Origin of the sequence: Micromonospora sp. NPDC023644 (assembly GCF_040640115.1) — a bacterium.
GTDB lineage: Bacteria > Actinomycetota > Actinomycetes > Mycobacteriales > Micromonosporaceae > Micromonospora.
In genome coordinates, this window is the sequence record NZ_JBFABA010000101.1 from 1 (window position 1) to 8,619 (window position 8,619).

The 8,619-nt window shown below is 76.9% G+C and carries 6 protein-coding genes and 1 pseudogene; 2 read left to right on the plus strand and 5 right to left on the minus strand.

What is annotated here, in order from left to right:
- From AB0G08_RS29825 to AB0G08_RS29840, 4 genes and pseudogenes are all read right to left on the minus strand, one after another.
- Positions 1 to 682 (minus strand): annotated as a pseudogene (locus AB0G08_RS29825) (hypothetical protein); the annotation flags it as partial.
- Complete coding sequence (locus AB0G08_RS29830; protein WP_358094219.1) at positions 679 to 3,417, minus strand: DEAD/DEAH box helicase; 2,739 nt, start codon at positions 3,415 to 3,417, stop codon at positions 679 to 681. The gene AB0G08_RS29830 and the pseudogene AB0G08_RS29825, both read right to left, overlap by 4 nt.
- A 103-nt stretch (positions 3,418 to 3,520) precedes the next feature.
- Positions 3,521 to 4,339 carry an ABC transporter permease gene (locus tag AB0G08_RS29835; RefSeq protein ID WP_358094221.1) on the minus strand — a complete coding sequence of 273 codons (819 nt, stop codon included), beginning with the start codon at positions 4,337 to 4,339 and terminating at the stop codon, positions 3,521 to 3,523.
- Positions 4,336 to 5,307 carry an ATP-binding cassette domain-containing protein gene (locus tag AB0G08_RS29840; RefSeq protein ID WP_358094224.1) on the minus strand — a complete coding sequence of 324 codons (972 nt, stop codon included), beginning with the start codon at positions 5,305 to 5,307 and terminating at the stop codon, positions 4,336 to 4,338. The genes AB0G08_RS29835 and AB0G08_RS29840 overlap by 4 nt, the downstream gene beginning before the upstream one ends.
- A gap of 73 nt (positions 5,308 to 5,380) precedes the next feature.
- On the opposite strand from AB0G08_RS29840, the gene AB0G08_RS29845 reads away from it, so the two are divergent.
- Together AB0G08_RS29845 and def are read left to right on the plus strand one after the other, a co-directional pair.
- Positions 5,381 to 6,169, plus strand: a complete 789-nt coding sequence (locus AB0G08_RS29845) for a TetR/AcrR family transcriptional regulator (RefSeq protein ID WP_358094227.1) — start codon at positions 5,381 to 5,383, stop codon at positions 6,167 to 6,169.
- Between the two features lie 10 nt (positions 6,170 to 6,179).
- Positions 6,180 to 6,689 carry a peptide deformylase gene (gene def, locus AB0G08_RS29850; protein ID WP_357869032.1) on the plus strand — a complete coding sequence of 170 codons (510 nt, stop codon included), beginning with the start codon at positions 6,180 to 6,182 and terminating at the stop codon, positions 6,687 to 6,689.
- An 82-nt stretch (positions 6,690 to 6,771) separates the two neighbouring features.
- Here the strand turns inward: def and AB0G08_RS29855 are convergent, their stop codons facing one another.
- Positions 6,772 to 8,352, minus strand: coding sequence for a VWA domain-containing protein (locus AB0G08_RS29855; RefSeq protein WP_358094230.1), 1,581 nt, complete (start codon positions 8,350 to 8,352; stop codon positions 6,772 to 6,774).
- Between the last annotated feature and the right edge of the window lie 267 nt (positions 8,353 to 8,619).

An 8,619-nucleotide genomic window follows, 5' to 3' on the forward strand; every position in this document is an offset into this window, starting at 1 on the left:
GCAGGATGGGTCGGCTCGGCTGGCAGGTCAGCGAGGTCGGGTACGGGATGTGGGGGGCGTACGCGTCGGCGGCGGCCGTCCCCGCGTCGGCGGCCCGCGCGGTGGGGCCGGCCGCCGGTGCGGGCCCGTCGCCGCGGGACGCGGCGGTGCCGGCGGGCACGAGCGCGCGGGCGTCGCGGCCCCGGATCAGCAGCAGCAGGGCCGCGTCGGCGTCCAGCAGCCAGGACACCTGGTGGCACAGCGCGGCGGCGTGCCGGCACGGGTGCTCCCACTGCGGGCAGTCGCACTCCGGGACGACCTCGCCCAGCTCCGGCAGCAGCGGCACCCCCGTCACCTCGGTCAGGTCCCGGGGCAGCAGCCCGGCCAGCAGCGCCGCCTGGTGCCCGGCGCGGGCGGCCACCTCGGCGGCCAGCCGGTCCCAGTCGTCGGCGTGCAGCGGCGCGACGCGTACCCGGGTGGCGTACGCCTGCTCGGTGTCGCCGTCGTGCACGGCGGCGGCGAGCCGGCCGGGGCTGACGGTGATCGGACCGACGTGCCCGGCGGCGGCGAGCCGGCGGCCGGCGCGCAGCGGCCGGGCGTCCAGGGCGCCCGCCTCCCACGCCCGGTTCCACGCGCTGCCCCACCAGGTGCGGGGCCGGCGGGCCCGGCCGGGCGCGAAGGCCGGGAAGCCGCGCGGGGTCACCGGCCACCGCCGAGGGTCACCAGGTCGGCCAGCTCGGTGTCGCTGAGCGCGGCCAGTGCCGCCGGCCCGGTGTCGAGGACCGCCTCGGCGAGTTCCCGCTTGCCGGCCAGCAGCGCGGCGACGCGGTCCTCGACGGTGCCCTCGGCGATGAGCCGGTGCACCTGCACGGGCCGGGTCTGCCCGATCCGGTACGCCCGGTCGGTGGCCTGGTCCTCCACGGCCGGGTTCCACCACCTGTCGTAGTGCACGACGTGGTCGGCGCGGGTGAGGTTCAGGCCGGTGCCGGCGGCGCGCAGGGACAGCAGGAACACCGGGGCATCCCCGGCGTCGAAGCGGCGGACCAGGTCGTCGCGGGCGGCGACGGGCAGCCCGCCGTGCAGCAGCAGCGCCCCGACGCCCCGGTCGGTCAGATGCCGGTGCAGCAGGCGGGCCATCGCCACGTACTGGGTGAAGACCAGCACCGCGCCGCCGGCGGGCAGGATCGCCTCGAGCAGCTCGTCGAGCAGGTCCAGTTTGCCGGAGCGGCTGGCCAGCCGCGGCGCGGTCTCCCGCAGGTACTGGGCGGGGTGGTTGCAGATCTGCTTGAGCGCGGTGAGGAGCCTGACCACCAGCCCGTGCCGGGCGAGGCCGTCGGCGTCGGCGATCGCCTCGAGCAGTTCGGCGACGCAGGCCTGGTAGAGGGCGGCCTGTTCGGCGGTGAGCGCGATCGGCTGGTCGGTCTCGGTCTTGGCGGGCAGCTCGGGGGCGATGCCGGGGTCGCTCTTGCGTCGGCGCAGCAGGAACGGCCCGACCAGCCGGGACAGGTCCCGGCCCGCGTCGGGGTCGCGGTCGGTCTGCACCGGCCTCACCCAGCGGGCCCGGAACTCGCTCAGGGTGCCGAGCAGGCCGGGGGTGGTCCAGTCGAGGATGGCCCACAGGTCGGTGAGGTCGTTCTCCACGGGGGTGCCGGTCAGGGCGACCCGGGCGGCGGCGGGGATCGCGCGCAGCGCCGTCGCGGTCTCCGAGTGCGGGTTCTTGACGTGCTGGGCCTCGTCGGCGACGAGCAACGGCCACCGTCGGGTGGCCAGCCGGGCGGCGTCGCGGCGCAGGGTGGCCCAGGTGGTGAGCACGAAGCCGCCGTCGAGCCCGTCGAGGGTGCGCTCGGGGCCGTGGAAGCGGCGGACGGCGGTGCCGGGGGCGAAGCGGCGGATCTCGCGTTCCCAGTTGCCCAGCAGCGACGCCGGGCACAGCACGAGGGTGGCGCCGGCGGTGGCGGGGTCGGCCTGGCGGTGCAGGTGCAGGGCGATCAGCGTGACGGTCTTGCCCAGCCCCATGTCGTCGGCGAGGCAGCCGCCGAGGCCGAGCGCGGTCAGCCCGGCCAGCCAGCGCAGCCCGTGGCGCTGGTAGTCGCGCAGGGTCGCGGCCAGCCCGGCCGGTACGGGCACCGGGGGCGCGGCGTCGCCGTCGGCGAGCCGTCGGGCGGCCTCGGCCAGCCAGCCCTCGGTGGTCACGTCGACGCGTTCGCCGTCGACGTGCGTCGCGCCGGTCAGCGCGGCGCGCAGGGCGGGCATCGCGGCCAGCGACCCGGCGTGTGGTTCGCGGGCGCGGCGGGCCAGCTGCGGGGGCACCAGGACCCACCGCTCGCGCAGCCGCACCACGGGCCGGTGCGCGTCGGCGAGTTGGGCCAGCTCGGCGGCGGTGAGCGGGGTGTCGTGCAGGTGCAGCCGCCAGTGCAGCGTCAGCTCGCCCGGCTCGCCGAGTGGCCCGGGTCCGCCGGCGCGGCGGGCCGGGGCGCGCAGCACCGCCGAGGCGGTGAGGTCCCGGTCGAGTCCGGCCGGCCAGTGCACGTCTACGCCGTCGGCGGCGAGCCGGGCCGCCGTGCCGGTGGCCAGGTCGACGACCTGCGCGTCGCTCGGCGTGAGCGCGTCGGGCACCGCGGCCTCCAACAGCTGCGCCAGGGGCGGCCACACCCGCGCGGCGTGGCGCAGGGCCAGCAGCGTGGCGTCGCGGGAGCCGGGCGGGAACCCGGGGACCGTGTCGCGCCACAGCGCGGCGGCGTCGGTGAGCAGCCCCGGCGTGGCGCGGCGGTGCACCTGCGCCACCAGCCGCCACGGTTCGTCGCGCTCGCCGCGGTGCTCCAGGCGCAGCGACAGTCGTACCGCCGCGTCGGCGTCGGCGTCGACGCGGGCGGCCCAGTCGCGCAGCCGCCCGACCGGGGTGGGCGCCGGCGCCGCCCACGCGCCGGTGGCCGCGTCGTCGCGGGGCAGGGTGTCGGCGACGGCGTCGAGGAAGTCGCGCAGCAGCCGCGCCGGGTCGGGCAGCCACGTCGGGGTGCGCCCGGGCACCGGCGTGGCGCGGGCGGTGGCGGGCATCGCGGCGGCGAGCCGCGCCTGCCGGGCCTCGTCGTCGGCGGTGAGCGGTCCGACCCGCCAGGTGTCGTGTCCGGCGGGGGTCACGGCGGGCAGCAGCAGGCCGCGGGCGGCCAGGTGCAGGGCCTCCCGGGTCGCCGCGGCCCAGAACGCCGCCGCCGGGTCCGTGGCCGGCCCGGCCAGCAGCAGCGGTACGCCGGCGGCCAGGCCCATCCGCCGCGCGGGCACCGGTGCCGGGTGTCCGCGCGGCGGCGTCGCCAGGGTCGCCGTCACGGCGTCGCCGGGCCCGTCGGGCGGGGCGTCGCCGTCGGCGGACCAGACGAGCAGCGCCCCGGTGCGGGGCGGGTCGGCGGGGGTGAACGTGACGGCGTGGGAGCCGATCGTCACGGGCGTCCTTCCGGGTGCGGTTCGGCGGTCAGGTCCTCGGCGGTGCTGGTGGCGCTCGTCGTGGGGCGATCGTGGCCCGCCGTCACGCCGGCGGCGGGGTCGGTCACCGGCCGAGCCTGCGGTACCGGCGTACCGCCAGGGGCAGGAACACGGCGGTCAGCAGCAGCGGCCACGCCACGGCGAGGGCCACGGCGTGCTGCGCGGCGAACGACTCGCCGCCCCAGCCGGGGTTGGCGAACAGTTCCCGGCAGGCCGCGACGGTCGCCGACAGCGGGTTCCACTCGGCGACCGCGGCGAGCCAGCCGGGCATGGTGTCGGGGGAGACGAACGCGTTGGAGGTGAATCCGAGCGGCCAGACGAGGATCTGCAGCAGCACCACCGACTCGGGGCTGCGCAGCACCAGCGCGAGGTGGATGCCGACCCAGATCAGGGCGAAGCGCAGCAGCAGGAGCAGCCCGACGGCGGCCAGCGCCGCCGGTGTCCCGGCCCGCCACTGCCAGCCGACGGCGACGCCGCAGGCGAGCATGACGGCCAGGGCGGCGGCGCAGTGCAGCAGGTCTGCGGCGGCCCGGCCGGTGAGCACCGCCGAGGACGTCGTCGGCAGGGACCGGAACCGGTCGGTGACGCCGCGCGCGGTGTCGGTGGCCACGGCCGCGTACGTCGACTCGATGCCGAAGACCACCGTCATGGCGAACATGCCGGGCAGCAGGAACTCGCGGTAGTCGCCGCCGCCGGGCACGCTCATCGCGCCGCCGAACAGGTAGCCGAACATCAGCACCATCAGCACGGGGAAGAGCAGCCCGACGACGAACTGTCCGGGTTGGCGCCGCCAGTGCGCCAGCGCCCGGCCGGTGAGGGCGAGGCCGTCGGCGACGGCCCAGCGCAGCCGCCGCGGCGCGGGGTGGACGGTCGTGGCGCTCATGCGGTCACCTTCCGCGCGTCGGGGGAGTCGGCGGCGGTGAGCCGCAGGAACACCTCGTCGAGGGTGGGGCGGCGCACCGCGACGTCGGCGGCGCTCAGGCCGGCGTCGTCCAGCGCCCGCAGCACGGCCGCCAGCGCGGCGACGCGCCCGGTGACACCGACGCTGAGGCGCAGGCCCGCCGCGTCGACGAGCGGGGTCGCGGCGACGGCGGCGCCGACGACGCGTACGGCCCGGTCCAGGTCGTCGGCGCGGGTCAGCACGACGTCGACGCGGTCGCCGCCGAGCGCGGTCTTCAGCTGCTCCGGGGTGCCGGCGTCGATGACCCGGCCGGCGTCGACGACCCGGACGGTGTGGGCGAGCTGGTCGGCCTCCTCCAGGTACTGCGTGCTCAGCAGCACGGTGGTGCCGTCGGTGACGAGCCGGCGCACCGCGTCCCATACCTGGGCCCGGGCGCGCGGGTCGAGGCCGGTGGTGGGCTCGTCGAGGAAGAGCACCGGCGGGTCGAGGATCAGGCTCGCCGCGAGGTCGAGGCGGCGGCGCATCCCGCCGGAGTACGTGCCGACCGGCCGGTCGGCGGCGTCGGTCAGGTCGAAGCGGGCGAGCAGGTCGGCGGCCCGGGCGCGGGCCCGCGCGCCGCCGAGGTGGTGCAGGCGGCCGAACAGCACCAGGTTCTGCCGGCCGCTGAGCACCTCGTCGAGCGCGGCGTGCTGGCCGACCAGGCCGATGCGCTCGCGGACCCGCCCGGGTTGGCGCAGCACGTCGGCGCCGGCCACCCGCGCCGCGCCGGCGTCGGGCCGCAGCAGGGTGGTCAGGACCCGTACCGCCGTGGTCTTGCCGGCCCCGTTCGGGCCGAGCAGGCCGCAGACGGTGCCGGCGGGCACCGTCAGGTCCAGGCCGTCGAGGGCCTGCGTGCCGCCGTAGCGCTTGCGCAGCCCCTCGGCCTCGATGGCCGCTTCGTCGTCGTGCATCGGCGCCCCCGTCCCGCTCGTTTCGTACGCCGTACCGTACAGCATACGGTACGGCGCACGCTACAGTGCCGGGATGACGACCGAGTACAGCGGCACCGGCGACCCCGCGCGCAGCCTCGCCCTGCTCTGGCGCACTCGCGAACGCACCAGCCGCAAGGGCCGACCCGACCTGTCCGTGGACCGGATCGTGCGCGCCGCCATCGAGGTGGCCGACGCCGAGGGCCTCGCCGCCCTGTCCATGCGCCGGGTCGCCGAGCGACTCGGCGTGGGCACCATGTCCCTCTACACCTACGTCCCCGGCAAGGGCGAACTGCTCGACGTCATGCTCGACACCGTCTACGGCGAGACCGCCCGCCCCGACGACGTGCCCGGCGGCTGGCGCGGCCGGCTCACCCACGTCGCCCGCGAGACCTGGGCGCTCTACCTGCGCCACCCCTGGCTGCTGCAGGTCGCCACCACCCGCCCCCCGCTGGGCCCGAACGTCATCGCCCGCTACGAGTACGAACTGCGCGCCGTCGACGGCATCGGCCTGAGCGACCTGGAGATGGACGCCGTCGTCACCCTCGTCTCCGGCTACGTGCACGGCGCCGTGCGCAGCGCCGTGGAGGCCGCCCAAGCCGCCGCGCACACCGGCATGACCGAGCAGCAGTGGTGGCAGGCCCACGCCCCGTACCTGGAGAAGGCCCTCGACCCGCGCCGCTACCCCCTCGCCGCCCGCGTCGGCACCGCCGCCGGCCAGGAGTACCAGGCCGCCACCGACCCCCACGGCGCGTTCGAGTTCGGCCTGGCCCGCATCCTCGACGGCATCGAGGTGCTCGTCGCCGCCCGCCCGGACGCCGCCGCCCCGACCGGCGACCGATAACCTTGCCGGCATGACGATGCGCCCCATCAGGATCATCGGTGACCCCGTGCTGCGCACCCCCAGCGAGCCCGTCACCAGCTTCGACGCCGAGCTTCGCGCCCTGGTCACCGACCTGATGGACACCCTGCTCGGCGCGCCCGGGCGCGCCGGCGTCGCCGCCCCCCAGATCGGCGTCAACGCCCAGGTGTTCGTCTACGACGCCGACGGGCACCGCGGCCACCTGGTCAACCCGACGCTGGAGGTGTCGGAGGAGCTGCAGGACGACGACGAGGGCTGCCTGTCGATCCCCGGCCTCTACTTCCCGACCCCGCGCGCCCTGCACGCCACCGCCCACGGCTTCGACCAGCACGGCGAGCCGCTGAGCATCTCGGGCAGCGGATTCCTCGCCCGGGCCCTGCAACACGAGACCGACCACCTCGCCGGCCGCCTCTACGTCGACACCCTGCGCGGCGACACCCGCCGCAAGGCGCTGCGAGAGATCCGCGCCGGCCGCTTCGACTCGCCCAGCCGCCGCGGCTGACCCCGCGTACGCCACCGGCCGCCGGACCCCCGACGGGCCCGGCGGCCGGGACGTCACGCGCGGCACCCGGCCACGCCCGGCGTCACTTCGGCGGGGGAGCCACCAGGCAGACGGCCGGCGACGAGGCGTTGCCCGCGTCGTCCACGCCGACGATCAGCGCGTCGCCGCGCAACGTCACCTTGTAGTCGATGTCGCCGGTGCCGTCCTTCACCCGCGACTGCGCCCCCGGCGCCTGCACCAGCTTCATCTTCGTGCCGGCCGGGAACGGCCCGAACCGCACGCTCGCATCCGCCGCGTCACCGATGAACACCTGCACCGCCGTGTCCACCACGTCGGTCGACGTCAGCTCGTAGAACCCGTCCGGGTTGTAGGAGCCGGGGACGTTGCCGCCGCTGGGGTTGTTCGTCGGCACGCACGCCGTCGCCGGCGCGGTGGTGTCCACCACCCGCATCACGGCGGTGTCGCTGCCGGTGTTGCCGGCCGCGTCGGTGGCCGTGCACGTCACCGTCGTCGCGCCCAGCGGGAACGTCGTGCCGGACGGCGGCACGCAGGTCGGGCTCAGGGGACCGTCGACGTTGTCGGTCGCCGTCGCCGGGTAGTCGATCACCGCGCCGGCCGGGCTGGTCGCCTCCACCGTCCGGTCGTCGACGACCACGGTCGGCGGGGTGACGTCGTTGACCCGCACGCGGATCTGCTGCGTGAACGTCGGCCCGCCGGACAGGCCGTTGAGCAGGAAGTCCACCGTGCAGGTCAGTTCGGTGCCCTGCGCGGCGTCCGCCGCGACCGTGATCGTCTCGGCGAACGGCACGTCGGTGCCCGACTGCTGCGTGCGCGACGCCGCGTCGAAGCCCACCGACAGGCCCGCCGCGCACGAGCTCACCGTCGGGGTGACCGTGACGTCCAGATCCCGCAGACCCGCCAGGATCGCGGCGGTCACCGTGTCGGGGGAGCTGCCCACCAGCTGCCCGCCGGTGGCCGCCACCGCCGCCGTGGCCTGCCCGGTCGCGTCCAGGCCGCCACCGCCGCCGCTGACGTCGACCGCCAGCAGCCGCGCCTCGTCGGCCTGCAACGCCGCTGTCGCCTGGGCCAGGGTGCGCCCGTTGCTCGGGTCGTGGCTCGGCGCGTCGCCGACGAGCACCACGAGCCGGCTGCTGCCCGCCCGGTAGCCGATCGCCCCTTCGGAGACCTCGACCAGCGCGTTCACCCACGCCTCGGGGGTGTCCCCGCCGCCGCCGGCGGCCAACCCGTCGACCGCGCCCTGCAGCGCCGTCGCGTCGCCGGTCAGGTCCTGGCGTACCCGGAAGAGCTCCGCGCCGTCCCCGGTGTCGCGGTAGGAGGCCACCGCGAACTGCGCCGACGGCTGCGCCGAGCGCACGTCGGTGATGACCTGCTGCAGGTTCGTGCGCACGTTGGCGATGGCCCCGCCCATGCTGCCGGTCGTGTCGACCAGCAGCACCACGTCGGGCTTCGGCGGGATCGGCGGGGTGGACACCACCTTGCCGACCGGGATCACGGTGCCCGGGTCGGCCGCCTGGTCGACCACGGCCGGGCTCACCCCGGGCGCGGCCCACGCCGGGGTGGCCAGCGCGGTCACCGCCGCCGTCACCCCGGCCAGTAGGATGACTGTCCGTGATCGCCGCCAGGGCACTGCTGCTGTTGCCATGGTTGCTCCTTCAGCTCCGCCGCGCGTGGCACGCGCGACCTATGCCGCGACGCTAGGCCCGCCGAGAGGCCCCGTACGTCCGACACGAGCCCAGGTCAGCGTCGGGTTCCCGACCCGCGACGGTGCCGCACGCGAAGTCCTCCACCGCTCGTCCAGGTCCCGCCGCCGGGCGGTCGGGCCGGCCCGACCGCCCGGCGGCGGGCCCCCCGCCCCACCCTCCCTTAACCACCGCGCCCCCACCCAGATCAGAAACACGGGGGCAGAGGG